The organism is Streptomyces sedi (assembly GCF_006335015.1).
Taxonomy (GTDB): Bacteria; Actinomycetota; Actinomycetes; order Streptomycetales; family Streptomycetaceae; genus Streptomyces; species Streptomyces sedi.
In genome coordinates this window covers 36,674-62,415 of the sequence record NZ_VDGT01000005.1, presented here as the reverse complement: position 1 = coordinate 62,415, position 25,742 = coordinate 36,674, and the positions used below count along the sequence as shown (strand labels likewise).

Sequence of the window (25,742 nt, the reverse complement as noted above, 5' to 3'; positions counted from 1 at the left end):
GGTGCGGTGGCGAACGGGGGAGCGCGGCGGCGCGCGGCCGTTCGCCGTGGCGCGCCCCGCCGGGGGTGCGCCACGGCCCCGGAGGCTCAGCCCTTCAAGCCGTAGACGCGGCGGGCGTTGCCCCCGAAGACGGCCGCCCGCTCCGCCGCGGTCAGCGCCGCCGTCAACTCCCGTGCCGCGCCCAGTACGTCGGTGTAGGAGGCGGCGGCAAGACAGACCGGCCAGTCCGATCCGAAGAGCACCCGGTCGGGCCCGAAGGCGGCCAGCGCGACCTCCGCGTAGGGGCGCAGCGCCTCGACCGTCCAGCCGCTCCACTCGGCCTCGGTCACCATGCCGGAGAGCTTGCAGCTCACGCCGGGCTCGGCCGCCAACTGCCGCAGCAGCGCCGCCCACGGCTCCCGCGTCCCGTCGGCGATGGGCGGCTTGGCCAGGTGGTCCAGCACGAAGCGCAGCCCGGGCAGGGCGCGCACCGTCTCGACGGCGGCGGGGAGTTGGTGGGGGAGCACCAGCAGGTCGTAGACCAGCCCGGCCTCCTCGACCGCGGTCAGCCCGTCGCGGACCTCGGGCCGGCAGAGCCAGCGCGGGTCCTCCTCGCCCTGCACCAGGTGCCGTACCCCGACCAGATACTCGCCGCCCGGTGCCGAGCGCAGCCGCGCCAGGTCCTCGGCGACCGCGTCCGCGCCGCGCGTCAGGTCGACCCAGCCGACGACCCCGGCCACCAGCGGAGTGCGGGCGGCGACGGCCAGGAAGTCGACGGTCTCCGCCAACTCCGGCAGCACCTGCACCAGCACCGTGCCGACGACCCCGGCGTCCGCCGTCGCCGCCTCCAGGTCCCCGGTGCCGAACGGGCGGTGGAGCGCGGCCATCCCCGCCTCCCACAGCCAGGGCTGGGGCCGTTGGGCCGGGTCCCACAGATGGTGGTGCGCGTCGATCACTCCGCCCTGGCCTGTCATTGCGTGCTCCCGCTCTCCTCGGCTTCCTCGGACGGCGGCGCCTCCAGGCTCCGCCACAGCTCCTCGGGGATCTCGGTGGCGGCGTGGGCGACGTTCTCGGTGATCTCGCGCCCGTTGCGCGCCCCGAGCAGCACCCCGCCCACGGCCGGATGGCGCAGCGGGAACTGGAGCGCGGCGGCGGGCAGCGGCACCCCGAACTCGGCGCAACGCGCGGCCAGCGCGCGCGCCCGGCGCAGCAGCGGGTCGGGCGCCGGCGCGTAGTCGAACGTCGCGCCGGCGTGCGGGGCGGCCAGCAGCCCGCTGTTGAAGACCCCGCCCACCAGCACGCTGACCCCGCGCGCCTCGCATGCCGGCAGCAGCGCCTCGGCCGCGCTCCGGTCCAGCAACGAGTAGCGGCCGGCGACCAGCACCACGTCCAGCTCCGTCTCGTTGACCAGCCTGGTCAGCATCCCGGTCTGGTTCATTCCCGCGCCGATGGCCCGCACCAGCCCCTCGGCGCGCAGCTCGGCGAGGGCCGGATACGCCTCGGCCAGCGCCTGCTCGCCGTGGTCGTCGGGGTCGTGGAGCAGCACCAGGTCGAAGGCGTCCAGGCCGGAACGTTCCAGCGACTCGGTGAGCGAGGCGCGCACGCCCTCGGCGCTGAAGTCCCAGCGCCTGGCCAGGTCGGTCGGCGCACCGTGGTAGCCGTCGGTGCCCGGCGCCGAGTACCCGGGGCGCAGCAGCCGGCCGACCTTCGTCGAGACCACCACCTCGTTCCGGGGGCGGTCGGCGAGGAACGCGCCCAGCCGCCGCTCGGCGACGCCGAGACCGTAGTGCGGCGCGGTGTCGAAGTACCGCACGCCCGCGTCCCAGGCGGCCTCCAGCGTCGCCTCGGCGTCGGCGTCCGAGACGGGGGTGAAGAGCCCGCCGAGTGGCGCGGTGCCGAGCCCGATCCGGCCCACGGTCAGGCCGGAGCGCCCCAGCGTCGTCAGCCCGCCGGCGGTCTTCACCGTCCCACCGCCGGCGTGCGCTCCGGCGCGGGGGCGGGGAGGGGGAGCGGCGCCGGCTCGTCCGCCTCCTCGGCCTCCGCCTTGACGGCCCGCTGTGCGTCCAGGTGACGGTGCAACCAGTGCTCGGTGCTGCTCACGTGCACCAGCGCGGTGGCCTCGGCCAGCGCGGCGTCGCCCGCGGCGAGCGCGTCGTAGATGGCCTCGTGCTCGGTGAGGGTGCGCGCGGAGGCGTGTTCGTCGACCAGCGCGCGCCAGATCCGACCGCGCAGCGTGCGCCCGGAGATCCCGTCCAGCAGCGAGACCAGCGTCTCGTTGCCGGTGGCGGCCAGCACCGCGCTGTGGAACGCGGCGTCGTGGTGGACCAGCAGCTCCACGTCGTCCCTGGCGGCGCGCATCGCCTCCAGCTCGCGGGCGACCACGGCCAGCGCCTCGGGCGTCATCCGCCGCGCCGCGAGGCCGGTGGCCACCGGCTCGAAGAGGCGCCGGGTCTCGGTGAGTTCGAGCAGCGTCTCGCCGTGCAGCAGCTCGACGGCGACGGCCAGCCCCTCCAGCAGCAGCCTCGGCTGGAGGCTGGTCACATAGGTGCCGTCGCCCCGGCGGATCTCCAGCACCCGGGCGACGACCAGGGCCTTGACGGCCTCACGCATCAGGTTCCGCGACAGGCCGAGCTCGGCGGCGAGCTGCTGCTCGGGCGGCAGCTTGGCCCCCGGGGGTAGCGCGCCGGACCGGATCAGCTCCCGGATGCGGGCGATGGCGTTGTCGGTCAGCGACATCTGCTCAACCTCGCAGGGGAATTCGGACGCGAGGACCCTAACAGAAAGATCCCACCTTCGGCGAGAGGGTGTGATGTCCGCCGCTTGCGGAGGTAGTCGACAAAATCGATAACCAGCAGTTTTGTCGTCAGGGGTGGACGTTGCGGGCCGCTGCCCCTATCAATAGATCCCATGTCTATGGCTCTCCTCCGGCGACGCGACGCTCCCGGCGAGGGGCCAAGGACCCGTCCCAGACCACCAGCAGCCCGGCAGGCACCATGACTGAGCAGATCGTCTCGTTGGACGTCACGGACGTGCGGTTCCCCACCTCGCGGGAACTGGACGGCTCCGACGCCATGAACCCCGAACCCGACTACTCCGCCACCTATGTCACGGTCCGCACCAGCGGGGGAGCCGAGGGCCACGGCCTCGCCTTCACCATCGGCCGCGGCAACGAGGTCCAGGCCGCCGCCGTCTCCGCCCTCGCCCCGCTGGTCGTCGGGCAGTCCGTCCCCGAACTCCTCGGCGACCTCGGCGCGTTCAACCGACGGCTGGTCAACGACGGCCAACTCCGCTGGCTCGGCCCGTCCAAGGGCGTCATCCACATGGCGGCAGCCGCCATCGACAACGCCGTGTGGGACCTCGCGGGCCGGATCGCGGGCAAGCCGGTGTGGCGGCTGCTCGCCGAGATGAGCCCCGAACAGCTCGTCTCCCTGGTCGACTTCCGCTATCTCAGGGACGCCCTCACCCCCGAGGAGGCGCTGGACATCCTCCGCGCCGCCGCCCCCGGGCGCGCCGAGCGGACCGAGCACCTGCTGGCGCACGGCTACCCCGCCTACACCACCACCCCCGGGTGGCTCGGCTACACCGACGAGAAGCTGGTACGGCTCGCCAAGGAGGCCGTCGACGACGGCTTCCGCCAGATCAAGCTCAAGGTCGGCGCCGACGCCGAGGCCGACGCGCGGCGGTTGCGGCTCGCACGGGAGGCCGTCGGACCCGACATCCGCATCGCCATCGACGCCAACCAGGCGTGGGGCGTCACCGAGGCGATCGAACGGCTGCGCCCGCTCGCCCCCTTCGACCCGTACTGGATCGAGGAGCCCACCTCCCCGGACGACATCCTGGGCCACGCCGCGATCCGCCGCGCCGTCGCACCCATCCGCGTCGCGACCGGCGAGCACTGCCAGAACCAGGTCGTCTTCAAGCAACTGCTCCAGGCCGAGGGCATCGACATCCTGCAACTCGACGCGTCCCGCGTCGCGGGCGTCACGGAGAACGTCGCGATCCTGCTGCTGGCCGCCAAGTTCGGCGTCCCCGTCTGCCCGCACGCCGGTGGCGTGGGCCTCTGCGAGATGGTGCAACACCTCGCCATGTTCGACTATGTGGCGGTGAGCGGCACCACCGAGAACCGGGTCATCGAGTACGTCGACCACCTCCACGAACACTTCACCGCTCCGGTCACTCTGCGTGATGGACACTACCTCGCGCCACTGACACCCGGCCTCGGCGCCGAACTGCACCCCGCCTCGGTCGCCGACCACCGCTACCCCGAAGGACCCGTGTGGAGGGAGACCACGTGAGCCAGGACCCGAGCGCCCCCGACGGCGGGCTCCCCTTCGCCGGACTCTCCGCCCTGGTCACCGGCGGGGCCTCCGGCATCGGCCTGGCCACCGCCACCCTGCTCGCCGAACGGGGCGCGCGGGTCGCCTGCCTCGACCTCACCGCCGAGGTGCCCGAGCCGCTGCTCGGCCTCCGCGCGGACGTCGCCGACGACTCCTCCGTCCGCGCCTCCGTCGCCACCGCCGCCGAGACGCTCGGCGGCCTGGACATCGTCGTCAACAACGCGGGGATCGGCGCCGCCGGCACCGTCGAGGACAACCCCGACGAGGAGTGGCACCGCGTCCTGGACGTCAACCTGCTCGGCGTGGTGCGCGTGACCCGTGCCGCGCTGCCGCACCTGCGTCGTTCGTCGGCACCGGCGATCGTCAACACCTGCTCGGTCGCGGCCACCACGGGGCTGCCCAACCGCGCGCTGTACTCGGCGACCAAGGGCGCGGTGTTAGCGCTGACCAGGGCCACCGCGGCCGATCTCCTGCCGGACGGCATCCGCGTCAACTGCGTCAACCCCGGCACGGTCGACACCCCGTGGGTGGGACGACTGCTGTCCGCCGCCGACGACCCGGCGGCCGAGCGCGCCGCGCTGGAGGCGCGCCAGCCCACCGGCCGACTGGTCACCGCGGTCGAGGTGGCCGAGGCCATCGCCCACCTCGCCGGCCCCTGGTCCTCGGCGATCACCGGCACCGCCCTCCCCGTCGACGGCGGGATGCACGGCCTGCGCACCCGCCCGACCCGTCGGACCACGTGACCCCGCGCCCGACCGTGCCCGTCGACGGACGCGGCGCGGTGGGGCGCCCTCCTCGCCCCGGCGGTCGGGAACTTTGTGGCGGGGCGGGTTGTCGGTGCGCCCCGGTGGTGGGTTACTCGCGCCGTTCCTCGCGCCCCTGTACTGCCGGTGGCGGCTTGGGGGCGCGGTGAACCGCGCGAATGCTGTGTGGCGGGGGTTGGCCGACCATGGCTGCCGCCGGTTATCGGGTTGCGGTCGACCACCACCCGCTTGTGTGATGACCGCATGGCCGATCCCGGGAGCGAACCCACCGACCACGTCGCGCGCAACCGAGTGCACTGGGACGAGGAACGCGCCGCCTACCACGCGCCGTTGGCCCGTTCCCACTGGGCGCAGCGGGAGCCGACCTGGGGGCTGTGGGCGACGCCCGAGTCCAGGGCTCGGCTGATCCCGGACGACATCGCGGGGCGTCGGGTGGTCGAACTCGGCTGCGGAACGGGCTACGTGTCGGCGTGGCTGGCCAGGGCCGGGGCGTGCCCCGTCGCGGTCGACGTGTCCGCCGCGCAGTTGGCCACCGCGCGGGCGCTGCGCGAGGAGTTCGGGCTGGCCATGGATCTGGTGCTCGCCGACGCCGAACGGGTGTCGTTGCGCGGCGGCCGGTTCGCGCTGGTCATCAGCGACTACGGCGCTTCCCTCTGGTGCGACCCGCACCGCTGGATCGCCGAGGCCGCCCGGCTGCTGGAGCCGGGCGGGCGGCTGGCGTTCAGCCGGCGCTCCCCCTTCTTCGCCGTCTGCCGGCCCGAGGCGGGTGCCGCCGACTCGCGGCTGCTGCGGCCCTACTTCGGGGCCTCGCGGCTGCCGCACGGCGGCGGGGTCGAGTTCACCCTGCCGCACGGGGAGCTGATTCGGCTGCTGCGGGAGCACGGCTTCACCGTGGACGAGCTGATCGAGGTCGCCGCGCCGGAGGCGGGCGCCCGCGACTACCCGGAGGTCACCGCCGCGTGGGCCAGGAGTTGGCCGAGCGAGGAGCTGTGGAAGGCCACCCGCACCGGGTGACCGCCCCTGGGCCGGCTCAGCTCTCGCGCCACCCCAGCTTGATCAGCCGGTTCTTGGCGTCCTCGGAGACCTCGGGGTCGGCGACCACGTCGTAGTGCGCGGCGACGATCCGGCTGCGGGAGGCGAAGTCCCGCCGGCCGCCGGTCATCGCGTGGCCGGCGAAGCCGAAGACGGCGCCGAAGAGCGCGCCGTAGACCACGCCGCTGAGGATCAGCAGCAGCACGCTCGCGCCGCCGCCGGCGAAGAGCGACAGCAGCAGGCCGATCAGCAGCCCGAACCAGGCGCCCGCCCCCGCGCCGGCGCCGGCCGCCCTGCCCCGGGTCAGTCGGCCGAGCACCGTCTCCACCATCCGCAGGTCGGTGCCCACGATGGCGGTCCGCTCCACCGGGAAGTGGTCGTCGGAGAGGAAGTCCACGGCGCGCTGCGCGCCCGGGTAGTCGGGGTAGGAGCCCACCACCGGCCGCCCGGCCGTCGCGTCGGCCTCCTCTACCGGGGCCTGCGGGAACATCGACGTCCTGGACATGCGGGGGGCTCCTTCCACTCGCCTCCCGGCCACCGGCCGTCGCGCCGGTGGCCGCCGAACGCGCCGAGTACCCGGTCGCCGCGCCGGCTACCCGGCCTCGGGCAGGGTGTAGCCGAAGGCGAAGGGAACGGCCTGGGTACCGGGCGCGAAGACGAAGCCGCCCGCCCCCGTCAGCCCCGTGAGCGCCCCCGTGCCGCTGCCGGGCGCCACGGTGAACTCGCAGGTCAGCGAGTGATCCTCCGCGAAGGTGCCCCGCTCGCGCAGGACGAACGAGCCGGCGCGGCCGTCCAGCGTCCCGGTCACCAGCTCCAGCCCGGTGAAGCCGCCGGTCCCGTTCGGCAGATAGCTGATGGCGTAGGTGCACAGTCCCTCGCCCTCGATGCCTCCCGTGTAGCTGTTGCGCACCGTGGCGGTGGCCAGTTTCGCTCCCTCCGCGCCCTCCGGGGAGAGCTGGCTCTCCTGCCAGTCGGCGTAGCCGAAGGTGCCGGTGATCCGGACGGAGTGGGTGGCGACGGCGCGGTCGATCGAGTCAGTGGACATGTTGATCTCCAGAGTTGGCCGACATGACCGTTCCATGTCGTGCGGCGACCACTCTGCTTTCGGTACCTGACACCTTCTGTCAGGTACCGGAGCACAATGGGGAACGTGCGCGCCGACCGACTGCTCTCGTTGATCCTGCTGCTCCAGAACCGGGGACGGCTGACCGCCCCCGAGCTGGCGGCCGAGCTTGAGGTGTCGGTGCGGACCGTCTACCGCGACGTCGAGGCGCTGGCCGGCTCCGGGGTGCCGGTGGTCGCCGACCGGGGGCCGGCCGGCGGGTTCCGGCTGCTTGAGGGGTACCGCACCCGGCTGACCGGACTGACCGACGGGCAGGCCGAGTCCCTCTTCCTCGCCGGAGTGCCGGGCGCCGCACGGGAGTTGGGGCTGGGTGCCGAACTGGCCGCCGCCCAGCTGAAGCTCCGCGCCGCGCTCCCGGCCGAGCTGGCCGAGCGCGCGGAACGGGTCGCCGAACGCTTCCACCTCGACGCGCCCGGTTGGTTCCGGGAGGGCGAGCCCGTTCCCCACCTGGCCACGCTCGCGCGCGCCGTCTGGGAGCAGCTGCCGGCCCGCGCCCACTACCGGAGCTGGCGCCGGGAGGGGGAACGGGAGCTGTGGCCGCTCGGCCTGGTCCTCAAGGGCGGGATCTGGTACCTGATGGCCCTCCGCCGGCACCCGGGGGAGGAGGAGCGGCGGGTGCGCGGGTACCGGGTGGCACGCTTCACCGGGGTGCGGCTGGGGAGCGAGCGCTTCGAACGCCCGGAGGGTTTCGAACTGGCGGCTTCCTGGCAGGAGTTCACCGACCGGCTGACGGCCGCCCGCTTCCGTGAGGTGGCGCGGCTGCGGATCTCGCCGCGCGCGGCCCGGCTGTTCCCCATGTTCTTCGGCGCGGCGGGCGTCGAGGCCGTGGCCGCCGCCGGACCCGAGGACGTCCGCGGCTGGCGCGTCGTCGAACTCCCCGTGGAGAACCGGGTGATCGCGGTGGGCGACCTGCTGCGGCTGGGCGAGGAGGCCGAGGTGCTGGGCCCGCCAGGGCTGCGTGCCGCCGTCGCTGAGGCGGTCCACGGGCTGGCCCGTCGCTACGCGGGGGAGACGGAGGACGGCTGAACCCGAGATCTGTCCGGAACCAATCGGTGCGACAGCGCACCAAACCCGCGCGAACCGCCCGTCGTGCGCCCCGCGTTCCCGCGCCTACCCCCGTGCGTTGCCGCGCGAAGGGGCTCGTGTCGTCTCCCGTGCGCCGGTAGATTCCCGGCCATGGATGACGAAGCGTTTCGGCTCGTGGCAGCGGTGTCCGGCACCGCGCTGGTCGCCCTCGCGTTGGGGGTCGCGCTGCGCGGCCGGCTGGCCGCCCGCTCCCGGCGCCGGCGACAGAACTTCTTCGGGCTCCCCGACAACTCCGAGTGTCTGCTGGTCGTCGGCCGCGACGCCTCGGCCGACGGCGCGGTCTCCCGCGGCGACGTGCTGGCGCTCATGGAACTGTCCGCCGTCGTCAGGGACTCCGGGGCCACGGCCCAGCTCGTCTCGGGGGAGGGCGCCCAGCAGAGCCTCGGGGAGCGCACGGAGTTCTGCCTCGGCGGGCCCGTCGCCAACCGGCGCACGGCCGCGCACCTCGCGAGCCTGCTCCCCGGCGTGCTGGTGGACACCGAGGCGGAGGGGCCCGACCGCGGTGCGCTCCACATCGGCAGCGAGCGCTACCGGTTGGAGCCGGGAGTCACCGAGTACGTCCTGCTGGCCAGGCTCACCGCGGGGGAGGGCGAGCGCCCGGTCTTCCTCGCCTGCGGCCAGCGCGCCGTCACCCACCAGGCGGCCACCCGCCATCTCGCCCGGCACCATGCGCGGCTGGCGCGGAAGCACGGCACCTCCGGCACCTTCTGCCTGCTGCTCAAGGTCGTCAACTCCCAGGCATACGGCGCGGATGTGGTGGAAACGGTCGCCGATGTCACCAAGGCGGCCACCAGTCGGCCATCGAAGCTCACCACCAGTAAGGAACTCTGACGCGGTGTGACGTAGCCTGTGCGGGCGGGGACGGACGCCTCCGTGGAAAGGGAGTTCCCGGATGGGCGACAGCCGGCCGATGTACCAGCGCATCGCGGACGATCTGCGCCGCCAGATCGACGAGGGGGCACTGCGGGTGGGGGCCCGCATCCCCTCCCGGGCCGAGTTGAAGCGCGCCTACGGGGCCAGCGACCAGACGGTGGACCGCGCGGTCCGGGTCCTCAAGGCGGCGGGGTACGCCACCGGCCAGTTCGGGCGGGGGGTCTTCGTCAGCGACCGGGCGCCCATCGGCGCGCTGCTGCGCTCCACCGACACCGTGGACTCGCCGCTGGCGGCGGGTGTCACGGCGCTGGTCGGCGAGTTGGCCGACCACCCGGAGATCACCTGGGAGGCCGTCTCCACCCCCACGGTCGCGCCGCCCGGCATCGCCGAGCGGCTCGGCGTCGCCCAGGGCGAGCGGGTGATGTGCACCCAGTACGAGTACCTTGCGGACCGCCGGCCGCTGCAACTCGCCACCAGCTGGGAGCCGTTGGCCCTCACCGAGAACACCGACGTGGCCTACCCGGAGCGCGGCCCCTACGCCAGGCGCGGCGTGCGCGGCAGGTTCGCCGCGATCGGCGTGCGGGTGGTGCGGGCCCGGGAGGTGGTCGGCTCCCGGCCGGCGACCGGCGCGGAGGCCGAGGCGCTCGGCTGCTCCCCCGGCCAGTGCGTCACGGCGGTGGAACGCACCCACTACGACGCGGACGACCGTGCCGTCGAGACCTCCGACACGGTCGTCCCCGGGGACCGTTGGCGGCTGGAGTACGTCATTCCGTTCGGCGGCTGACGCCTTCCCGGCCGTCTCCGACCGCTTTCCTTCAGGTCTCGGCCACCTCGGCGAAGACCTGCGACAGCTCGGGGGCGCCGGCCTCGGCCCACTCCTGGCCCACCGCCGCCACGTCCACCCGGCGGCCCGAGGCCATCACGACCACCGGTCGGCCGTCGGGCCCGGGGCCCCAGCGGGCGCCCGGCACGCAGCGCACGATGACCGTGCCGAGATAGAGGCCGGCGTCGTTGGCCAGCCACGGCAACTCCTCGGGGTCGTCCCGCCATTGGGGCTTCAACTGGTCGAGCGCCTCCAGGGAGACCGGAGTGTCGGCCAGTACGAGCCCGGCCCGCTGCGCCCGGGCCCGCAGCAGCTCGCACTCGGCGAGCAGCGCGGCCACCCCTTCGGTGTCCGACCAGGCGTCGGTCACGGTCGTCGTCCGCCTGCGCCAGTTGTCCAGGAAAGGGATGTTCATGTCCCAAGGGTCGCACTCCGGACACCGAATGGCAGCCTCGGCGCGCGGTTCTCGCCACTCGCCGTTCACAAACTCCACGTGAGGCGGCGCCACTTGGAGGTGGGGTCGCTCAGCCCGCGTCGAGGGACAGGTCCACCACCACCGGCGCGTGGTCGGAGGCGCCCTTGCCCTTGCGCTCCTCCCGGTCCACATAGGCGTCCGAGACGGCGGCGGTGAACGGCGCGTTGCCGTAGACCAGGTCGATGCGCATCCCGCGGTTCTTCGGGAAGCACAGCTGCCGGTAGTCCCAGTAGGTGAACGGGCGGTCGTACTTCAACGGGCGGGGCACCACGTCCGTCAGGCCCGTGCCGCGCAGCTCGGCCAGGGCGGTGCGCTCCGCCTCGGTCACATGGGTCGCGCCCTCGAACTGCCCGATGTCGTAGACGTCGTGGTCCGTCGGCGCCACGTTGAAGTCACCGAGCACCGCGAACGGCGTCCGGCCGGCCGCGTCCTCGGCGACCGTCTCGCGCAGCGCCGAGAACCAGGCCAGCTTGTAGGCGAAGTGCTCGTGGCCCACCTCGCGCCCGTTCGGCACGTAGACCGACCAGACCCGCACCCCGCCGCAGTCGGCCGCGACCGCGCGGGGCTCGGCCGAGCCGTTGAACGCGGGGCCGCCGGTGAGGCCGCGCGCGATGTTGGTCAGCCCGACCCGGGAGAGGACGGCCACGCCGTTCCACCGGCCGTCGGCGTGGACCGCGGCCTCGTAGCCCGCGGCGCGCAGCGGCTCGGCCGGGAAGGCGGCGGCGTCGCACTTCAGCTCCTGGAGGCAGAGCACGTCGGTCCGGCTCCGCTCCAGCCAGGCGAGCAGCCGCTCCAGCCGCACGGTGATCGAGTTGACGTTCCAGGTGGCGATGCGCATGACGGCTCTCTCGGGGGATCGGTGGTCGCTCGGGGATCGGAGGGGGCGGGGGCCGGGTCAGGCCAGGGCGACGGACTCGCCCGGCGCCAGCCTGGCGTACTCGGTGGGGCCGACGCCGGGGCCCTGGGGGCCCAGGTTCCGCCCGTAGACGGTGAGGCCGATGTCGGAGAGCAGCCCGTCGTGCACGGCGTAGGCCCGGCGCGGGGCCAGCTCGCGCACGTAGTCGACGACCTCGGAGAACTTGCTCCAGGGGGCGGCCAGCGGCAGCAGCAGCGTCTCCACGGGCCGGCCGGGGAGGGTGAACGCGTCTCCCGGGTGGAAGACCGCGCCGTCCACCAGGAAGCCGACGTTGGCCACGCGCGGCAGGTCGGGGTGGATCACCGCGTGCAGCTCGCCGTGGACCTCGACGGAGAAGCCGGCGATCTCCAGGGCGTCCCCCTGGCCGACGACGCGCACCCGCCCGGGGAAGGCGCCGTCCAGCCGCTCGGCGACGGCGCGCGGCGCGTGCACCAGCAGCCCCGGGTCGGCCTCCAGCGCGGTGCGCAACCTGCCCTCGTCGAAGTGGTCGGGGTGCTCGTGCGTGATCAGCAGCGCGTCGGCGCCCAGTGCCGCGTCCGGCTCGCTGAAGGCGCCGGGGTCGATGACCAGGGTGCGCTCGCCCTCGGTGAGCCGCACACACGCGTGGCCCTTCTTGGTCAGCTTCATGCCGCCATTGTGCACGGGAGCACTGACAGCCGCCGGGGAGTCCCCGACGGCTGTCAGTGAAGAGCGTGGCGGCGGCTCAGGACTGGGCGCCGGCGCGTGCCTCGCGACGGTTGTCGCGGAACGCGAAGACCCGGCGGCACATGGCGAAGAGCGGGATCACCGCGCCCAGCACCAGCTGGAGCGAGCAGGCGGTCTGGAGCATCAGCAGCCCGCCGGGCGCGTCGAAGGCCCAGGCGGTGAGGAGCGCCATGCTCAACACGATCCACGAGAGCATCGCGACGGCGAGCGTGCCGCGCGGCTTGGGGTACTCGACGCGGCTCACCATCAGCCACGCGACGCCGCCGATCGCCAGCAGCGTGGGGGTGAAGGGCAGTTCGAGCAGGACGATGGAGACGACCGTGAGCGCGCCGAAGGGGCTCGGCATCCCCTGGAAGACGCCGTCCGGCATCGTCACACAGGAGAACCGGGCCAGCCGCAGCACCACGGCCAGTAGCACCACCGTCGCGGCCAGTGCGGAGAGCGGCTCGTGGACATCGCCGACCACCATCCCCCAGACCAGCACGAAGTAGGCCGGGGCCAGACCGAAACTGATCAGGTCCGACAGGTTGTCCAGCTCCGCGCCCATGGGTGAGGAGCGCAGCTTCCGCGCCACCAGCCCGTCGCAGAGGTCGAACACGGAGGCCAGCAGCATCAGCAGCACGGCGGTCGCCGCGTTGTTGCGCACCACCCCGGCGTCGCCGCTGTTGGTCAGGTGCGGGATCAGGACGCCCGTGGTGGTGAAGTAGACGGCGAGAAACCCGCACGTGGCGTTGAGCAGGGTGAGGGTGTCCGCTATCGACAGCCGCATCGACAACGACATCGCGTCGTCGTCATCGACGTCCTCCTCGGCGCCGGCCCAGCGTCGCGTGAGCTTGCGGTCAATCACGGTCAAGACGTGTCACTCCCGCCGTCGTGCGTTGGCCGACCTCGACGGCCGGCTCGATGCCCTCGGGCAGGTAGACGTCGACGCGGGAACCGAAACGGATCAGCCCGACCCGCTCGCCCTGCTCGACCTTGCAGCCCTGCGGCACGTACGGCACGATCCGGCGGGCCACCGCGCCGGCGATCTGCACCATCTCCAGGTCGCCGAGCTCGCTGTCGAAACGCCAGACGACGCGCTCGTTGTTGTCGCTCTCCTTGTCGAACGCGGGCACGTAACCGCCGGGGATGTGCTGCACGGAGGCCACGGTGCCGGAGACCGGCGCGCGGTTGACGTGCACGTTCAACGGGCTCATGAAGATCGCCACCCGCGTCCTGCCGTCCGGCCAGTCGGTGATGCTCTGCACCACCCCGTCGGCGGGACAGATCACCCGGCCCTGGCCGATCTCCCTTTCCGGGTCACGGAAGAACCACAGCATTCCGGCGGCCAGAGCGGTGGTCGGCACGGCAACGGTCGCCCAACGGGCGGACCCGCGCGCCTTGACGAGGCTCACTGCCGCGGTGGCGACCGTGGGGAGCAGCCAGGCTGACGCACCTCGGGCCAGACGTACCCGGCCGCTGGGCAGAGAGGAAGAGCGGAGAGGCATGAGAGACCTTCGTAGCGGAGAGTGCCGCACCCGTCAGAAGCGAAGCGGCTTACCTCCGATGCTATAGGCCCACGGCGGTAACTCGGCAAGCCAGCGGGCTCATCGGGGCTTCGCGGTGGCTTCGGGGCACCGTCCAGCGGGCGGATGAAAGGGATAATCCGCGCGGCTCCGGCGGGGCTTCGGGGCAAGATCGTCTTTGCTTCTCCGGTGCTTTCTTCACCGATTGACCACTGTGGGTGACTTCTCGTGTGGGGTTGGTCACGCCCTCTTTCGGTGCGGAACGCGGCGGACGAACGGGGCGCGTGGTCGAAAGCCACGCCCGAAACCCATGGGTTTCGGTCACGCGGGGATCGCTCCCTGTCGCCGTGCGCTGCGGCTTTGCGCAGGCAGGGCGGGTGCGGCGGCGTTCGGCGCGCGGGCGAGAGGGAGGGAGCGCGGGCTCGGCCCGGGTGCGCGCCCCCGGCGCGCGCGAGGGGCGCGGCCGGGGTGTGAAGGGGTCTGACGTGGCGATCCGGTGGCGAGGGCGGTCCGGGGGCCCGGCGGTGTTCCCTCATCATCTGGTAAAAATCCGGGGCTTCGGCGTGGTGCGCCTCGCGAGGGCCCCGAAATGGCCGGATTGCGATGGTGGGCCTCCCCGGGGCGGCGCGGCCACCCGTCGGGGACGGCTCACGCCTCCGGGGGTGTGAAGACGGATGTGCGCCGCAGCCCCGCGGCCCGGCCCGCTCCGGCGACCACGAGGGCCATCTTGCGGCTGGCCTCGTCGATCATCTCCTCGCCCAGCATCACCGCGCCCCGCGCCCCGCCCGCGACGGACGTCGCGTGGGCGTAGGCGTCCAGGATCAGCTCCGCGTGGTCGTAGTCCGACTGCGAGGGCGCGTAGATCTCGTTGGCCAGCGCGATCTGGTCCGGGTGCAGCACCCACTTCCCGTCGTAGCCGAGCGCCGCCGAACGGCCGGCCGCCTCGCGGAAGCCGTCAGGGTCGCGGATCTGGAGATAGGGGCCGTCGATCGCCTGGAGGCCGTGCGCGCGGGCCGCCAGCAGGATGCGCATCATGATGTGGTGGTAGGCGTCGGCCGGGTAGCCGGGCGGCTGTTCGCCGACCACCAGGGTGCGCATCGCCAGGGACGCCATCATGTCGGCGGGGCCCAGCACCAGCGTCTCCAGCCGGGGCGAGGCCGCGGCGATGGCCTCGACGGCGAGCAGGCCCCTGGCGTTCTCCAGCTGGGCCTCGATGCCGATCCGGCCGACCGGCAGGCCCACCGCCCGTTCGACCTGGGTGAGCAACAGGTCGAGCGCCACCACCTGTTCCGCGTTCTGCGTCTTGGGCAGCAGCAGGCAGTCCAGCCGGTCGCCCGCGCCCTCGACCACGGTGATCACGTCGCGGTAGGTCCAGTGCGTGGTCCAGTCGTTGACGCGCACCACGCGGGTGCGCGCGCCCCAGTCGCCCTCGTTGAGCGCCCTCACCACCAGGTCGCGCGCCCCCTCCTTGGCCGCGGGGGCGCAGGCGTCCTCCAGGTCGAGGAAGACCATGTCGGCGGGGAGGCCCTGGGCCTTCTCCAGGAAGCGCGGATTGCTGCCCGGCACCGCCAGGCAGGAGCGGCGCGGCCGGGGAGCGGGCGGGGCGGCGTCGGTCATCGGGGGTTCCTCCAGCGGGCGGCGCGAACGGGAACGAGGTGCGGGACCTGCGCCGTTGACCCTACGACGGGTCCGCGCGCCGCCGCTCAGCCCCGCTGGTCCAACGCCCGCTCGATCGCCCGCATCACCTCGGGCAGCGGCGCGTCCGTCCTGGCGACGGTGACCAGTACCTCGCCGTCCGTGGCCGCCCGCGCGGCGGGCGGGCGTTGCCCGGCCGAGGGCAGGTCGCCGAAGGCCCGGCGCACGATGGTGAAGGCGTGGTCCAACGCGCTCTCCACGTCCCCCTGCCCCTCGCTGCGCAGCCAGCGGCGCAGCACGTGGTTGTGCGCGGTGACCACGGCCGAGGCGGCGACCTCGGCGAGCAACGGCTCGTCGCCCAGGTGCGAGCGGTCGTCGTAGCGGGCCAACAGGTAGCGGGTGAAGAGGCGTTCGTAGCGGGAGACGGAGGCGATCTCCCGTTCGCGCAGCGCCGGCACCTCGCGGGTCAGGCGGTAGCGGGCCACCGAGAGGGTGGGGGAGGCGGCGTACATCCGCATCACCTCCTTGATCCCGCGGCAGACCGTGTCGATCGGGTTCTCCTGCGCCGGCGCGCCGCGCAGCACGGCCTCGACCCGCTCCAGCGTGTCGTCGTGGTCGGGGAAGATCGCCTCTTCCTTGGAGCGGAAGTGCCGGAAGAACGTCCGCCGCGCGACCCCGGCCGCCGCGGCGATCTCGTCGACCGTGGTCGCCTCGTACCCCTTGGTGGCGAACAGCTCCAGCGCGGCCGACGCGAGGTCGCCACGCACCTTCCGCCGCTGCGTGGAGTGCTGGCTGCGAGCGGACTTCACCGTGCGAGACATGCAAGGGAACGTACTCCATCCCCCGCGCGCCGCGCTCGTGACACCGTCCGTCGGACGGCCCTGGCGGCCGTCCTCTCCGTTCGGGTCGCAGCCCGGCGCCGGTCGCACTACCGTGGGACATAACGCCTCAAAGTGGGCATAACCGCGTGTGTTCGGGAGGTTGCTGTGAAGGCGGTCGTTTACCAGGAGCCCTACGCCGTGGCGGTCGAGGACGTCCCCGACGCGCGGATCGAGGACCCGAACGACGTGGTCGTGCGGATCACCACGGCCGCCATCTGCGGTTCCGATCTGCACATGTACGAGGGCCGCACCGGCGCCGAGCCGGGCATCGTGTTCGGCCACGAGAACATGGGCGTGGTCGAGGAGGTCGGCCCCGGCGTCGCGCGGGTCAGAAAGGGGGACCGGGTCGTCCTCCCGTTCAACGTGGGATGCGGCTTCTGCCGGAACTGCCTGGCGGGCGACACGGGTTTCTGCCTCACGGTCAACGAGGGCTTCGCCGGCGGCGCCTACGGCTATGTCTCGATGGGGCCCTACCGGGGCGGGCAGGCGGAGTACCTGCGTGTCCCGTTCGCCGACTTCAACTGCCTGAAGCTGCCGCCCGGTGAGCAGTTCGAGGACGACTTCGCGCTGCTGGCCGACATCTTCCCCACCGGCTACCACGCGACGGAGCTGGCCGACGTCAGCCCGGGCGAGACGGTCTGCGTCTTCGGCGCGGGCCCGGTCGGCCTGATGGCCGCCTACTCGGCCCAACTGCGCGGCGCCTCCAAGGTGTTCGTCGTCGACCGGCAGCCCGACCGGCTGGCGCTGGCCGAGCGGGCCGGCGCGATCCCCGTCGACTTCTCCCAGGGCGACGCCGCCGAGCAGATCAAGGAGCTCAACGGCGGCGAGGGCACCGACAAGGGCATCGACGCCGTCGGCTACCAGGCGACCGTGCGCGAGGGCGAGGAGCAGCCGGCGACCGTGCTCAACACCCTGGTCGACGCGGTGCGCGCGACCGGGGCGCTGGGCGTCGTCGGGCTCTACCTCCCGGCGGACCCCGGAGGGCCGACCGAGAGCGCGCGGAAGGGCGAACTGCTCTTCCGGATGGGCAAGTTCTTCGAGAAGGGCCTGCGCATGGGCACCGGCCAGGCCGACGTCAAGCGCTACAACCGGCAGCTGCGGGACATGATCGTCGCGGGTCGGGCCCAGCCCGGCTTCGTCGTCTCCCACCGGTTGCCGCTGGCCGAGGCGCCCGACGCCTACCGGCACTTCGACAACCGCGACCCGGGCTGGACCAAGGTGCTGTTGAAGCCGGACCTGGCCGCGGCCTGAACCGGTGGCGGCCCAACGGGCTCCACCGGCCCCCTTGAACCGGCGCGGGCGACCACGGCCCCCCACCCCTTCCGTGGGCCGTCGCCGCCCGTGCCGCACCGCGGCCCCGCCCCGGGCCGGTCAGCCCCGGGGCGGGGCACACCCCTGTCCTCGTCCGTGGTCAACGCCCGTCTCAGCAGAGGGCGTTGTCCACCATCTCCCTGGCCGCCTCGCTCTGGGCGGCGTTCCGCTCGGGGTCGCCGAAGCGCACCGTGAAGATCGCCGAGCTGGCCGCCGCCGAGCCGTCCTCCGTGACCGCGCCCTCGGAGGCCGTGCCGAACGAGGTCCCGCCGTGGAACCACAGCTCCGGCTCGCCCTCGCCGCAGCGCGGGGCCCGGGCCAGGCCGAGGCCGTACTCGGCGCCTTCCCCGAACTCCGGGGCGGGCACGGTGCGCCGCATGTCGGCGAGCCGCTCCTCCGACAGCAGGGTGCCGTCGAGCAGCGCCCGCAGGAAGGTGTTCATGTCGTCCGGCGTGCTGATCAACGCGCCGTCGGCGCCGGCGTCCGTGCCCAGGGTGGTGTCGGTCAGCTCCTCCTGCCCGGGGAACTGCACGTACCCGTGGGCGGTCGGCTGCGGCACGTAGGGGGAGGTGCCGGGGGAGAGCGTGTGGTCCAGGCCGAGCGGGGCGATGATCCGGTCGTGCACCTCCTGCTCCCAGACGTGCCCGGTGACCTGCTCGATGATCATGCCGGCGAGCACGTAGTTGGTGTTGGAGTACGCCCACCGGGTCTCGCCGGCCGGGTCCTCGGCGTCCGGCAGCCAGCCGGGCGGCTGGGTCATCGCGAGGGCGACCGTCTCCTCGGCGGTCATCCGCGCGAAGCGGCCCTCGTGGTGGCCCTCGGGCGTCAGCGCCTCCGGGTCGCTGAAGACCACGTCGGTGTAGTTGGCGAGTCCGCTGGTCTGGCGCAGCAGGTTCTCGACCGTGACCCGCGAGCCGTCGTTGCCTTCGCCGGTCACGACGCCGGGCAGCCACCGCTCCACGGTGTCGGAGAGCGAGACCTTCCCCTCGTCGACGAGTTGGAGAAGCACCGTGGAGACGAAGGTCTTGGTGTCGCTGCCTATCCGGTAGTAAGGGGACCACGGCACCGGCTGCTCGCCGCCCAGCTCGGCGACGCCGGCCCGCGCCCGCTCGGTGTTCCCCTCCGCGTCGCCGACCTCGACCGTCAGCCCGGTCGCCCCGGTCTCCACCACGGCCTCCGCGTCCCGCTGGAGCGAGGACTCGGCGCCGCCGTCCGAACCGTGGGGCAGCCCGAACGCCGTGCCCTGCGGCGCGACCACCATGGCCGCCCCCGTGGCGAGCACACCCGCCCCCGCGGTGAGTGCCCACGCCTTGGTCATCCGTCCGCCGAACCGCGCCATGAGTCCGTTCCTTCTCTGTCCGTTCCGTGCGGCGCCCTCCCGGGCGCCGCTTCCCTGGTGTGACACCACGTTAGGAAGACGGGGAGCGGCGGACCATGCGGTCCGCCCGTCTCTCCGGGGTGGTGTTAACCCCCCGAACGTGGTGCTGGCGGGCCCCCTCGGCGCGTCCGGGTGGGGTGGGTTGCCGCTTCGGCAACGTCGCTTGGGCGGCGGATCGGCGCGGGGTGATGCTCGGGGCGACCGGACCCGCGAACCGACCCCGGAGGCCCCCATGGCGACCCGTTCCGCGACATCCCCCGCGCCCGCGCGGCGCCGCCTGCTGGAGCTGCCGGGCGGGCGGGTGCATCTGGTGGAGCAGGGGCGGGGCCCGCTGGTCCTGCTGCTGCACGGCTTCCCCGAGTCCTGGTACTCCTGGCGCCACCAGCTGCCGGCGCTCGCCGCCGCCGGCTACCGGGCGGTCGCCGTCGACGCCCGGGGCTACGGCCGTTCGGCCCGGCCGGGCTCCGTGGAGGCCTACCGGGCGGTCGCCCTGGTCGGCGAGACGGTGCGCGTGGTCAGGGAGTTGGGCGAGCGGCGGGCCGTCCTGGTGGGCCACGACTGGGGCGCGACGCTCGCCGGGCAGGCCGCGCTGCTGCGGCCCGAGGTCTTCCCCGCGGTGGCGCTGCTCGGCGTCCCCTACACCCCGCCGGGCGGGCCCCGCCCCTCCGAGGTGTTCGCGGCGATGCCGGGAGACGACGAGTTCTACGTTCCCTACCTCCAGCGCCCGGGAGCGGCGGAGGCGGAGATCGAGCGGGACGTGCGGGGGTGGCTCGCCGGCTTCTACACCTCGCTCTCCGGCTCGGCCCCGGTGGAGGGCCCGGGACCGCACTTCGTGCCGCGCGGTGGCGAGATGCGCGAGCGCTTCGCCAAGGGGCCGCTTCCCCCCTGGCTCGCCGAGGAGGAACTGGACGTCTACGCGGGCGAGTTCGAGCGGACCGGCTTCTTCGGCGCGCTCGCCCGCTATCGGAACATGGACCGCGACTGGGAGGACCTCGCCGCCTGGGAGGGCGAGCCCCTGCGCCAGCCCTCGCTCTTCGTCGCCGGCGCCGAGGACGCCTCGCTGCGCTGGCTGGCGGAGGCCGTCGACGCCTTCGACCGCACGCTGCCGGCCCTGGCGGGCAGGCACCTGCTGGACGGCTGCGGCCACTGGGTGCAGCAGGAGCGGCCGGACGAGGTCAACGAGGTGCTGCTCGGGTGGCTGGCCGGCGTGACCGCGCGCTGGGAGGCGGGCGCCACGGGGTGAGGTCAGGCGACCGGCGCGCCGGCGCGCACCGCTTCCGCGACCGCCCGCACGGCGCGCGTGACACTCGCCTCCGTGGCCTCGGACGAGGGCTGCTCCGCGTCGTGGATGAACGCGGCGGCGCCCCGGCGGCTGCCCACGTAGTCGAGGAGCCCGTGCGTGAACTGCGTGCGCAGCGCCCGCTCGTAGCCGTGGCGCTCGTAGGTGCCGGAGTCGGCGCCGGCGACGGCCACCAGATGGGTGGTGAGCCGCTGGAGCATCGGGCGCGGCCCCGAGGCGTCGGTGTACGCGAACGCCCAGCCGCTGACGAAGACGCGGTCGATCCACCCCTTCAGCAGCGCCGGCATGGACCACCAGTACACCGGGAAGACCAGGACGAGATGGCTGGCGCGGTCCAGCCGCCGGTGCTCGCGGGCGACGTCCGGAGGGTGGTCGCCGCCCTCGCGGTAGGCGACGCGGTCGGCGTGGCCGAACCTGGGGTCGAACCCCTCCCCGTGCAGGTCCGCCACCTCGACGGGCCCGGGGGCCAGGGCGGAGGCGAGGCGCTCCGCCACGTGGTGGGTCAGGGACGCGGGGTCCGGGTGTGCGGTGACCAGCAGGGTCGGCGCTTCGTGGGAGGTCGCGTGCGTCATGGTGACCACGGAACACGAGAGGGGCGCGCGCTCACATGGGCGCGCGACCGCGATGCCTGCGCGTGCGTCCGGCCGGCCCTTTCCGGTGGCGCGACGCACGGCGCGGGGGAGGGCCCCGCGCCGCGCGCGGACGGCTCAGATCTGGTTGGCGCCGCCGTCGACGTAGAGGTTGGCGCCCAGGACGAAGCCGCTGTCCCGGGAGGCGAGGAAGGCCACGGCGGCGGCGACCTCCTCCGGGTCCCCGATCCTGCCGATCGGGGTCTCGGCCCCGATCTGCGTCTTGTAGGCGGTCGCGTTCTCCTCGCCGACGAGTTCGGTGACGCCGGAGGTGTCGATCGGCCCGGGTGAGATGGCGTTGACGCGGATGCCCCGGCCGGTGAGCTCGTTGGCCCAGGTCCGCGCGAAGGAGCGGACCGCGGCCTTGGACGCCGCGTACACGCCGAACGCCGGCACGCCGCGGTCGGCGGCCGTGGAGGCGTTCAGGATGACCGAGGCGCCGTCGTTGAGGTGCGGCAGCGCCTTCCGCACGGTCTGGAGCGTGCCCTTGACGTTCACGCCGAAGACGCGGTCGAACTCCTCGTCGGTGACCTCCTCCAGCGTCGCGAACGAGGCGGTGGCCGCGTTGGCGAACAGCACGTCCAGGCCCCGGCCGCGCGCGCTGACCGCCGCGTACAGCCGGTCCAGGTCGGCCGGGTCGGTGATGTCGCCCGGTATCGCGGTGACCGAGGGGCCGATGGCCTCCACCGCCTCCTTCAGCTCGGCCTCCCGACGGCCGGTGATGAACACGTGCGCGCCCTCGGCCACCAGCCGCGCGGCCGTGGCCCGGCCGATGCCCCGCGTGCCGCCGCCGGTGACGACCGCCGTCCTGCCTTCGAGCGTTCCCATGGGTGTACCCCTCCAGAGTTGTGTTCCAGTCGGAACGGAACATAACCCTAGCACTTCTGTTCCGACCGGAACGAAAAGCTAGGATGGGGGGCGTGGAAGCTACGGGAAAGGCGCCGATCGGACGGCCGCGCGGGTTCGACACCGAGGAGGCCCTGGAGCGGGCCATGCTCACCTTCTGGGAGCGCGGCTACGACGGTGTCAGCCTCAGCGACCTGGCCCGCGCCATGGGAATCACCAAGACGAGCCTGTACGCGGCCTTCGGCAACAAGGAGGACCTCTTCCGGCGGGCCGTCGAGCGCTACGCCGAGGAGCGGGCCGCCTACGACCCGCGGGCGGGGGAGGAGGCCACCGCCGGGGAGGTGGCCCGCTCCTACCTCGCGGCCTCCGTGGTCGGCGCCACCCGGGACGACTGTCCGGCCGGCTGCCTGGGGGTCCACGCGTCGCTCGTCATCAACCGCCTCGGGCCCCGCGCGGGCGAGGCGCTCGTCGCCTGGCGGGACCGCAACCGCGCGGTCTTGCGCGACCGCTTCCAGCGGGCCGTCGACGAGGGCGACCTGCCGGCCGGCGCCGACCCGGACGTTCTCGCGCACTACCTGCTGACCGTGGCGAACGGCATCGCCGTCCAGGGCGCCGCCGGTGCCACCCGGGAGGAGCTCCAGCGGGTCGCTGACGCGGCCCTCCGCGCCTGGCCTCCCGGCTGACCCCCGCCGGGTCCGCCGTCCGCCGGGGTCAGTCGGCGTCCGGGAGCCGGTAGACCGAGACGTGCGAGGGCGAGTCGGCGGTGAACGCGGCGCCCTCCCAGTCGGCGTGGCGCGACTCCAGGGTGAGGCCGGCCAGTTGGGCCATCAGGTCGAGCTCGGCCGGCCAGATGTAGCGGTGCGGGCTGCGAAAGACCCGCGCGTCGCCCCGGCCGTCGACGCGGACATGGTGGGAGACCAGCCGCTGGCGCGCCACGTCGTAGGAGTCGAGGGCCAGATAGTCGTCGCCGGTGCTCCAGACCACGCCGTCCTGGCCGGGCGGCAGCTTCCGCAGGTCGGGCACCCCCAGCTCGATGACGAACCGCCCGCCGGGCGCCAGGTGGCGGGCGGCGTTGCGGAAGCACTCGACCTGGGCGGACTGCTCCAGCAGGTTGGAGATGGTGTTGAAGACCAGGTAGACCAGCCGGAAGGGGCCGGGGGCCGAGGCCGTCGCCATGTCGCCGACCACCACGGGGAGGGTCTCCTCGTCGACCTTCTCGCGCAGCCGCCGCAGCATCGGGCGGGACAGCTCGATCCCGGTGACCGGCACGCCGCGCTCCGCGAGCGGCACGGCCACCCGGCCCGTTCCGACGGCGAACTCCAGCGCCCGCCCGCCCTCGGCGAGCGCGGCCAGCCGTTCCACCGCGGGGCCCAGCACCTCGGGCGCGAACATGCCGGTGCCGGGGGTGTCGTAGCCGTCGGCGGCCTCGTCGTCCCAGATCTCTTCCTGCGGGGTGTCGTCGCGCATGGGGCCACCCTCCCGGAACCCGGGGCCGGTCGTCGACGGATTTACCCGCCGCCGGGGAACGGGCCAACGAGACCGCCAGGCGGGGGAGTTGGGGGCCGGGTCGGACATCTCCCTCGAAAGCGGGCTTGACAACGCCGCGTTCGAACCTGTGTTCTATTCGTACGAACGCGGCGAGGAGGCCACCATGCGCTGGAACCAGCTGGGCGAGGGAACGCCGAACGCGCCGTCCGCGCTCTTCGGGACGGACGTGGTCAGCCGGACGATCGACACCCCCGAGTTCCGCGGGGTGACCTTCCACGAGGTGCGGGCGCGGACGATCATCAACCGGGTCCCCGGGGCTTCCCGGATGCCCTTCACCCACACCGTCAATCCCTACCGCGGCTGCACCCACGCCTGCGTCTACTGCTTCGCGCGCAGGACCCACGGCTATCTCGACCTGGACACCGGCGCCGGCTTCGACTCGCAGATCGTCGTCAAGGTGAACGCCCCCGAGCTGCTGCGCCGGGAGCTGGCGGCGCCGCGCTGGAACGGCGACCACATCGCGATGGGCACCAACGTCGACTGCTACCAGCGGGCGGAGGGCCGGTACCGGTTGATGCCGGGGATCATCGAGGCGCTGCGGGACCGCGCCAACCCGTTCTCCATCCTCACCAAGGGCACGCTGATCCTGCGCGACCTGCCGCTGCTTCGGGAGGCCGCCGCCGTCACCGACGTGGGGATCTCCGTCTCGGTCGGCCTGGTCGACGCCGAGCTGTGGCGGACGGTCGAGCCCGGCACGCCGGCGCCGGAGCGCCGGTTGGACGTCGTGCGCACCCTCGCCGAGCACGGCATCCCCTGCTCGGTGCTGATGGCCCCCGTGCTGCCGTATCTCGCCGACTCGCCCGCCCAACTGCGCGCCACCGTCCGGGCGATCGCCGCGGCCGGCGCCACCTCCGTGACGCCGCTGGCGCTCCATCTGCGGCCGGGCGCGCGCGAGTGGTTCATGGCCTGGCTCGCCGAGCGCCACCCGGGGCTGGTGCGGCGGTACGAGGTGCTCTACGCGGGCGGCGCCTACGCCCCGCGCTGGTACCAGCGGCGGATCACCGGCCAGGTGCACGAGCTGGCCGCCGAGTACGGCATCGGCCCGGCCCGCGCCGGGGCGCACCGCTCGCCGCGCCCCGAGCGCGCCGAGGCCCCCGAGCCGGCTGTCGAGCCCGACCCGGGGGTCACCCAGCTGACGCTGCTGTGAGGTGTGTGCTCAGGGCTGTGGCGTCTGGCCGGTGAGCGGCTCCAGCGTGCGTCGGATCCGGTCCTCCGCAGTCGACTTGTCGATGCCGAGGTCGCTCAGCGGCCCCGAGCCGTCCTCGAAGTCCAGCTGCGCCAGCAGCAGGTGCTCGGTGCCGACGTGGTGGGTGCCCAGGCGCAGCGCCTGACGGAAGGTCAGCTCCAGCACCTTGCGGGCGCCCGCGTCGTACGGCACGAGTGAGGGCGGTTCCTCGACCGGGGCGGGCAGCGCCCCCCGCGCGGCCTCCCGCACCGCCTCCAGCGTCACGCCCTGGTCGACGAGCACGGCGGCGCCGATGCCCTGCGGCTCCGAGATCAGCCCCAGCACCAGGTGCGCCGGGGTGACCTCCGCGTTCGACGCGTCCTTCGCCGCCTCGTGCGCCGCCATCACCACGTTCTTGGCGCGCGGTGTGTAGCGGGCGAACCCCTCGCCCGCGTCCGCCCCGCCCCCCTCGGCGCCCGCCGGCGCCTTGGGGACGAAGCGCTTCTGGGCGGCCTGCCGGGTCACGCCCATGCTCTGGCCGATCTCGGTCCAGGAGGCCCCGGAGCGCCTGGCCTGGTCGACGAAGTGGCCGATCAGGTGGTCGGCGAGCTCACCGAGGTGGTCGGCGGCGATGACCGCGTCGGCGAGTTGGTCGAGCGCGTCGGTGTGGCTCTTCTTGATGGCCCCGATCAGATCGTCGAGGCGGACCGGCGGTGCCGGTCGGCTGGCTTCCGTCATGCTGTCAACCTTAGGTTGACACTCGGGCGGTGTCAACCGCCGGTTGACACCTCGTTCCGGGCGACCGTCGAACGTCGCCGTCGAACGTGGAAAGGAACCACCCCGGTTCGAGTGACGCTGAGCGAGGTGGAAGGCTCCCTGTGGGTAGGTCCCACCCACGGGGCCGCGACGAGGCAGGGGAGTGTGGACCATGGCGCAGATCGAGGTCGAGGCGGCGCGGGATATCGCGGCCAGGCCGGAGGAGGTGTACGCGGCGCTCGCGGACTACCGGGAGACCCATCCGAGGCTGCTGCCCGAGGAGTTCACCGACTACGAGGTCAGGGAGGGCGGCAGCGGCGCCGGCACCGTGGTCGCCATGAAGCTGCACGCCACCAAGAAGCGCGTGCGCGACTGCCTGGTCGACATCAGCGAACCGGAGGAGCGCACCCTGGTCGAGACGGACCGTCAGTCCACGCTGGTGACCACCTGGACCGTCACCCCCGACGGCGGCGACGACCGTTGCCGCGCGACGGTCCGCACGGTCTGGGAGGGCTCCGGTGGGATCGGCGGGTTCTTCGAGCGGCTCTTCGCGCCGCGGGTCCTCAAGGGCGTCTACGAGCGGCTGCTGGAGAACCTGGCCGCCGAGGTCGAGCAGGAGGCCAAGTCCTCCTGACGCGACGGCGGGGCGGGCCCGCACGGGCCCGCCCCGCCTCC

General features: G+C 73.6%; 28 protein-coding genes. 11 read left to right on the top strand and 17 right to left on the bottom strand.

The genetic code is table 11. The features are described from left to right. Positions 1-86 precede the first annotated feature (86 nt). Genes FH715_RS08610 through FH715_RS08600 form a run of 3 tightly spaced genes read right to left on the bottom strand, consistent with a single transcriptional unit; the run spans position 87 to position 2,715 of the window. Positions 87-953: an amidohydrolase family protein gene (locus FH715_RS08610; RefSeq protein WP_139642468.1), complete on the bottom strand. Its 867-nt coding sequence runs from the start codon at positions 951-953 to the stop codon at positions 87-89. Next, positions 950-1,942, bottom strand: coding sequence for an aldo/keto reductase (locus FH715_RS08605; protein WP_246108635.1), 993 nt, complete (start codon positions 1,940-1,942; stop codon positions 950-952). The genes FH715_RS08610 and FH715_RS08605 overlap by 4 nt, the downstream gene beginning before the upstream one ends. Next, positions 1,939-2,715, bottom strand: coding sequence for a FadR/GntR family transcriptional regulator (locus FH715_RS08600; protein WP_139642464.1), 777 nt, complete (start codon positions 2,713-2,715; stop codon positions 1,939-1,941). The genes FH715_RS08605 and FH715_RS08600 overlap by 4 nt, the downstream gene beginning before the upstream one ends. 257 nt (positions 2,716-2,972) lie before the next feature. Between FH715_RS08600 and FH715_RS08595 the strand changes: the two genes are divergently transcribed. From FH715_RS08595 to FH715_RS08585, 3 genes are all read left to right on the top strand, one after another. Further along, on the top strand, positions 2,973-4,274 hold the full coding sequence (locus tag FH715_RS08595; protein ID WP_139642461.1) for an enolase C-terminal domain-like protein: 1,302 nt from the start codon (positions 2,973-2,975) through the stop codon (positions 4,272-4,274). Next, positions 4,271-5,059, top strand: coding sequence for an SDR family NAD(P)-dependent oxidoreductase (locus FH715_RS08590; protein ID WP_139642458.1), 789 nt, complete (start codon positions 4,271-4,273; stop codon positions 5,057-5,059). Before FH715_RS08595 ends, FH715_RS08590 begins: the two co-directional genes overlap by 4 nt. A gap of 264 nt (positions 5,060-5,323) precedes the next feature. After that, entirely contained in the window at positions 5,324-6,094 is a 771-nt protein-coding gene (locus tag FH715_RS08585; RefSeq protein ID WP_139642455.1) for a class I SAM-dependent methyltransferase, read from the top strand. 16 nt (positions 6,095-6,110) lie between these two features. Here FH715_RS08585 and FH715_RS08580 read toward each other — a convergent pair whose 3' ends face one another. Then, positions 6,111-6,617, bottom strand: coding sequence for a general stress protein (locus FH715_RS08580; RefSeq protein ID WP_246108634.1), 507 nt, complete (start codon positions 6,615-6,617; stop codon positions 6,111-6,113). An 87-nt stretch (positions 6,618-6,704) separates the two neighbouring features. Then, a complete protein-coding gene (locus FH715_RS08575) occupies positions 6,705-7,157 on the bottom strand; it encodes a DUF3224 domain-containing protein (RefSeq protein ID WP_139642452.1) in 453 nt (150 codons plus the stop codon). 105 nt (positions 7,158-7,262) lie between these two features. On the opposite strand from FH715_RS08575, the gene FH715_RS08570 reads away from it, so the two are divergent. From FH715_RS08570 to FH715_RS08560, 3 genes are all read left to right on the top strand, one after another. Continuing rightward, a complete protein-coding gene (locus FH715_RS08570) occupies positions 7,263-8,261 on the top strand; it encodes a helix-turn-helix transcriptional regulator (protein WP_484422041.1) in 999 nt (332 codons plus the stop codon). 150 nt (positions 8,262-8,411) lie between these two features. Beyond that, positions 8,412-9,152: a hypothetical protein gene (locus tag FH715_RS08565; RefSeq protein WP_139642444.1), complete on the top strand. Its 741-nt coding sequence runs from the start codon at positions 8,412-8,414 to the stop codon at positions 9,150-9,152. Between the two features lie 61 nt (positions 9,153-9,213). Continuing rightward, positions 9,214-9,978 (top strand): GntR family transcriptional regulator, encoded by a 765-nt coding sequence (locus FH715_RS08560; RefSeq protein WP_139642441.1) that lies wholly within the window; start codon positions 9,214-9,216, stop codon positions 9,976-9,978. Between the two features lie 31 nt (positions 9,979-10,009). On the opposite strand, the gene FH715_RS08555 is transcribed toward FH715_RS08560, so the two are convergent. From FH715_RS08555 to FH715_RS08525, 7 genes are all read right to left on the bottom strand, one after another. Further along, on the bottom strand, positions 10,010-10,432 hold the full coding sequence (locus FH715_RS08555; protein WP_139642438.1) for a DUF6278 family protein: 423 nt from the start codon (positions 10,430-10,432) through the stop codon (positions 10,010-10,012). A 109-nt stretch (positions 10,433-10,541) separates the two neighbouring features. Continuing rightward, on the bottom strand, positions 10,542-11,330 hold the full coding sequence (locus tag FH715_RS08550) for an exodeoxyribonuclease III (RefSeq protein ID WP_139642434.1): 789 nt from the start codon (positions 11,328-11,330) through the stop codon (positions 10,542-10,544). 57 nt (positions 11,331-11,387) lie between these two features. After that, entirely contained in the window at positions 11,388-12,035 is a 648-nt protein-coding gene (locus tag FH715_RS08545) for an MBL fold metallo-hydrolase (protein ID WP_139642431.1), read from the bottom strand. Positions 12,036-12,111: 76 nt separating this feature from the next. Then, the gene (locus FH715_RS08540; protein ID WP_097232467.1) at positions 12,112-12,894 is read right to left on the bottom strand and encodes a CDP-alcohol phosphatidyltransferase family protein; all 783 of its coding nucleotides are present in this window, start codon (positions 12,892-12,894) and stop codon (positions 12,112-12,114) included. Between the two features lie 58 nt (positions 12,895-12,952). After that, the gene (locus tag FH715_RS08535) at positions 12,953-13,600 is read right to left on the bottom strand and encodes a phosphatidylserine decarboxylase (protein WP_139642428.1); all 648 of its coding nucleotides are present in this window, start codon (positions 13,598-13,600) and stop codon (positions 12,953-12,955) included. Positions 13,601-14,266: 666 nt separating this feature from the next. After that, the gene (locus FH715_RS08530) at positions 14,267-15,235 is read right to left on the bottom strand and encodes an HpcH/HpaI aldolase/citrate lyase family protein (protein ID WP_139642426.1); all 969 of its coding nucleotides are present in this window, start codon (positions 15,233-15,235) and stop codon (positions 14,267-14,269) included. An 86-nt stretch (positions 15,236-15,321) separates the two neighbouring features. After that, complete coding sequence (locus FH715_RS08525) at positions 15,322-16,074, bottom strand: TetR family transcriptional regulator (RefSeq protein WP_139642423.1); 753 nt, start codon at positions 16,072-16,074, stop codon at positions 15,322-15,324. Positions 16,075-16,239: 165 nt separating this feature from the next. Here FH715_RS08525 and FH715_RS08520 point away from each other — a divergent pair, with 165 nt between their 5' ends. Continuing rightward, positions 16,240-17,385, top strand: a complete 1,146-nt coding sequence (locus FH715_RS08520) for a glutathione-independent formaldehyde dehydrogenase (RefSeq protein WP_139642421.1) — start codon at positions 16,240-16,242, stop codon at positions 17,383-17,385. A 172-nt stretch (positions 17,386-17,557) separates the two neighbouring features. On the opposite strand, the gene FH715_RS08515 is transcribed toward FH715_RS08520, so the two are convergent. Next, positions 17,558-18,784, bottom strand: coding sequence for a serine hydrolase domain-containing protein (locus tag FH715_RS08515; protein WP_139642419.1), 1,227 nt, complete (start codon positions 18,782-18,784; stop codon positions 17,558-17,560). A 271-nt stretch (positions 18,785-19,055) separates the two neighbouring features. Here FH715_RS08515 and FH715_RS08510 point away from each other — a divergent pair, with 271 nt between their 5' ends. Further along, positions 19,056-20,066 carry an alpha/beta fold hydrolase gene (locus FH715_RS08510; RefSeq protein WP_211367495.1) on the top strand — a complete coding sequence of 337 codons (1,011 nt, stop codon included), beginning with the start codon at positions 19,056-19,058 and terminating at the stop codon, positions 20,064-20,066. A gap of 2 nt (positions 20,067-20,068) precedes the next feature. On the opposite strand, the gene FH715_RS08505 is transcribed toward FH715_RS08510, so the two are convergent. Beyond that, a complete protein-coding gene (locus tag FH715_RS08505) occupies positions 20,069-20,695 on the bottom strand; it encodes an NAD(P)H-dependent oxidoreductase (protein ID WP_139642417.1) in 627 nt (208 codons plus the stop codon). Between the two features lie 135 nt (positions 20,696-20,830). Then, positions 20,831-21,580, bottom strand: a complete 750-nt coding sequence (locus FH715_RS08500) for an SDR family NAD(P)-dependent oxidoreductase (protein WP_139642415.1) — start codon at positions 21,578-21,580, stop codon at positions 20,831-20,833. Between the two features lie 92 nt (positions 21,581-21,672). On the opposite strand from FH715_RS08500, the gene FH715_RS08495 reads away from it, so the two are divergent. After that, a complete protein-coding gene (locus tag FH715_RS08495) occupies positions 21,673-22,281 on the top strand; it encodes a TetR/AcrR family transcriptional regulator (RefSeq protein ID WP_211367493.1) in 609 nt (202 codons plus the stop codon). A gap of 28 nt (positions 22,282-22,309) precedes the next feature. On the opposite strand, the gene FH715_RS08490 is transcribed toward FH715_RS08495, so the two are convergent. Further along, positions 22,310-23,065 (bottom strand): class I SAM-dependent DNA methyltransferase, encoded by a 756-nt coding sequence (locus FH715_RS08490; protein ID WP_139642411.1) that lies wholly within the window; start codon positions 23,063-23,065, stop codon positions 22,310-22,312. Between the two features lie 184 nt (positions 23,066-23,249). Here FH715_RS08490 and FH715_RS08485 point away from each other — a divergent pair, with 184 nt between their 5' ends. Next, entirely contained in the window at positions 23,250-24,293 is a 1,044-nt protein-coding gene (locus FH715_RS08485) for an Rv2578c family radical SAM protein (protein WP_139642409.1), read from the top strand. 9 nt (positions 24,294-24,302) lie between these two features. On the opposite strand, the gene FH715_RS08480 is transcribed toward FH715_RS08485, so the two are convergent. Beyond that, complete coding sequence (locus FH715_RS08480) at positions 24,303-25,049, bottom strand: Clp protease N-terminal domain-containing protein (protein ID WP_139642407.1); 747 nt, start codon at positions 25,047-25,049, stop codon at positions 24,303-24,305. Positions 25,050-25,239: 190 nt separating this feature from the next. Between FH715_RS08480 and FH715_RS08475 the strand changes: the two genes are divergently transcribed. Beyond that, complete coding sequence (locus FH715_RS08475; RefSeq protein WP_139642405.1) at positions 25,240-25,701, top strand: SRPBCC family protein; 462 nt, start codon at positions 25,240-25,242, stop codon at positions 25,699-25,701. The last annotated feature ends 41 nt before the right edge of the window (positions 25,702-25,742 follow it).

Excerpts from the sequence above, each read along its gene's own strand:
- FH715_RS08610 (WP_139642468.1), bottom strand. The coding sequence starts at position 953 with ATGACAGGCCAGGGCGGAGTGATCGACGCGCACCACCATCTGTGGGAC.
- FH715_RS08600 (WP_139642464.1), bottom strand. The coding sequence starts at position 2,715 with ATGTCGCTGACCGACAACGCCATCGCCCGCATCCGGGAGCTGATCCGG.
- FH715_RS08595 (WP_139642461.1), top strand. The coding sequence starts at position 2,973 with ATGACTGAGCAGATCGTCTCGTTGGACGTCACGGACGTGCGGTTCCCC.
- FH715_RS08585 (WP_139642455.1), top strand. The coding sequence starts at position 5,324 with ATGGCCGATCCCGGGAGCGAACCCACCGACCACGTCGCGCGCAACCGA.
- FH715_RS08580 (WP_246108634.1), bottom strand. The coding sequence starts at position 6,617 with ATGTCCAGGACGTCGATGTTCCCGCAGGCCCCGGTAGAGGAGGCCGAC.
- FH715_RS08575 (WP_139642452.1), bottom strand. The coding sequence starts at position 7,157 with ATGTCCACTGACTCGATCGACCGCGCCGTCGCCACCCACTCCGTCCGG.
- FH715_RS08565 (WP_139642444.1), top strand. The coding sequence starts at position 8,412 with ATGGATGACGAAGCGTTTCGGCTCGTGGCAGCGGTGTCCGGCACCGCG.
- FH715_RS08560 (WP_139642441.1), top strand. The coding sequence starts at position 9,214 with ATGGGCGACAGCCGGCCGATGTACCAGCGCATCGCGGACGATCTGCGC.
- FH715_RS08555 (WP_139642438.1), bottom strand. The coding sequence starts at position 10,432 with ATGAACATCCCTTTCCTGGACAACTGGCGCAGGCGGACGACGACCGTG.
- FH715_RS08550 (WP_139642434.1), bottom strand. The coding sequence starts at position 11,330 with ATGCGCATCGCCACCTGGAACGTCAACTCGATCACCGTGCGGCTGGAG.
- FH715_RS08545 (WP_139642431.1), bottom strand. The coding sequence starts at position 12,035 with ATGAAGCTGACCAAGAAGGGCCACGCGTGTGTGCGGCTCACCGAGGGC.
- FH715_RS08540 (WP_097232467.1), bottom strand. The coding sequence starts at position 12,894 with ATGTCGTTGTCGATGCGGCTGTCGATAGCGGACACCCTCACCCTGCTC.
- FH715_RS08535 (WP_139642428.1), bottom strand. The coding sequence starts at position 13,600 with ATGCCTCTCCGCTCTTCCTCTCTGCCCAGCGGCCGGGTACGTCTGGCC.
- FH715_RS08530 (WP_139642426.1), bottom strand. The coding sequence starts at position 15,235 with ATGACCGACGCCGCCCCGCCCGCTCCCCGGCCGCGCCGCTCCTGCCTG.
- FH715_RS08525 (WP_139642423.1), bottom strand. The coding sequence starts at position 16,074 with ATGTCTCGCACGGTGAAGTCCGCTCGCAGCCAGCACTCCACGCAGCGG.
- FH715_RS08515 (WP_139642419.1), bottom strand. The coding sequence starts at position 18,784 with ATGGCGCGGTTCGGCGGACGGATGACCAAGGCGTGGGCACTCACCGCG.
- FH715_RS08510 (WP_211367495.1), top strand. The coding sequence starts at position 19,056 with ATGGCGACCCGTTCCGCGACATCCCCCGCGCCCGCGCGGCGCCGCCTG.
- FH715_RS08505 (WP_139642417.1), bottom strand. The coding sequence starts at position 20,695 with ATGACGCACGCGACCTCCCACGAAGCGCCGACCCTGCTGGTCACCGCA.
- FH715_RS08500 (WP_139642415.1), bottom strand. The coding sequence starts at position 21,580 with ATGGGAACGCTCGAAGGCAGGACGGCGGTCGTCACCGGCGGCGGCACG.
- FH715_RS08490 (WP_139642411.1), bottom strand. The coding sequence starts at position 23,065 with ATGCGCGACGACACCCCGCAGGAAGAGATCTGGGACGACGAGGCCGCC.
- FH715_RS08485 (WP_139642409.1), top strand. The coding sequence starts at position 23,250 with ATGCGCTGGAACCAGCTGGGCGAGGGAACGCCGAACGCGCCGTCCGCG.
- FH715_RS08480 (WP_139642407.1), bottom strand. The coding sequence starts at position 25,049 with ATGACGGAAGCCAGCCGACCGGCACCGCCGGTCCGCCTCGACGATCTG.
- FH715_RS08475 (WP_139642405.1), top strand. The coding sequence starts at position 25,240 with ATGGCGCAGATCGAGGTCGAGGCGGCGCGGGATATCGCGGCCAGGCCG.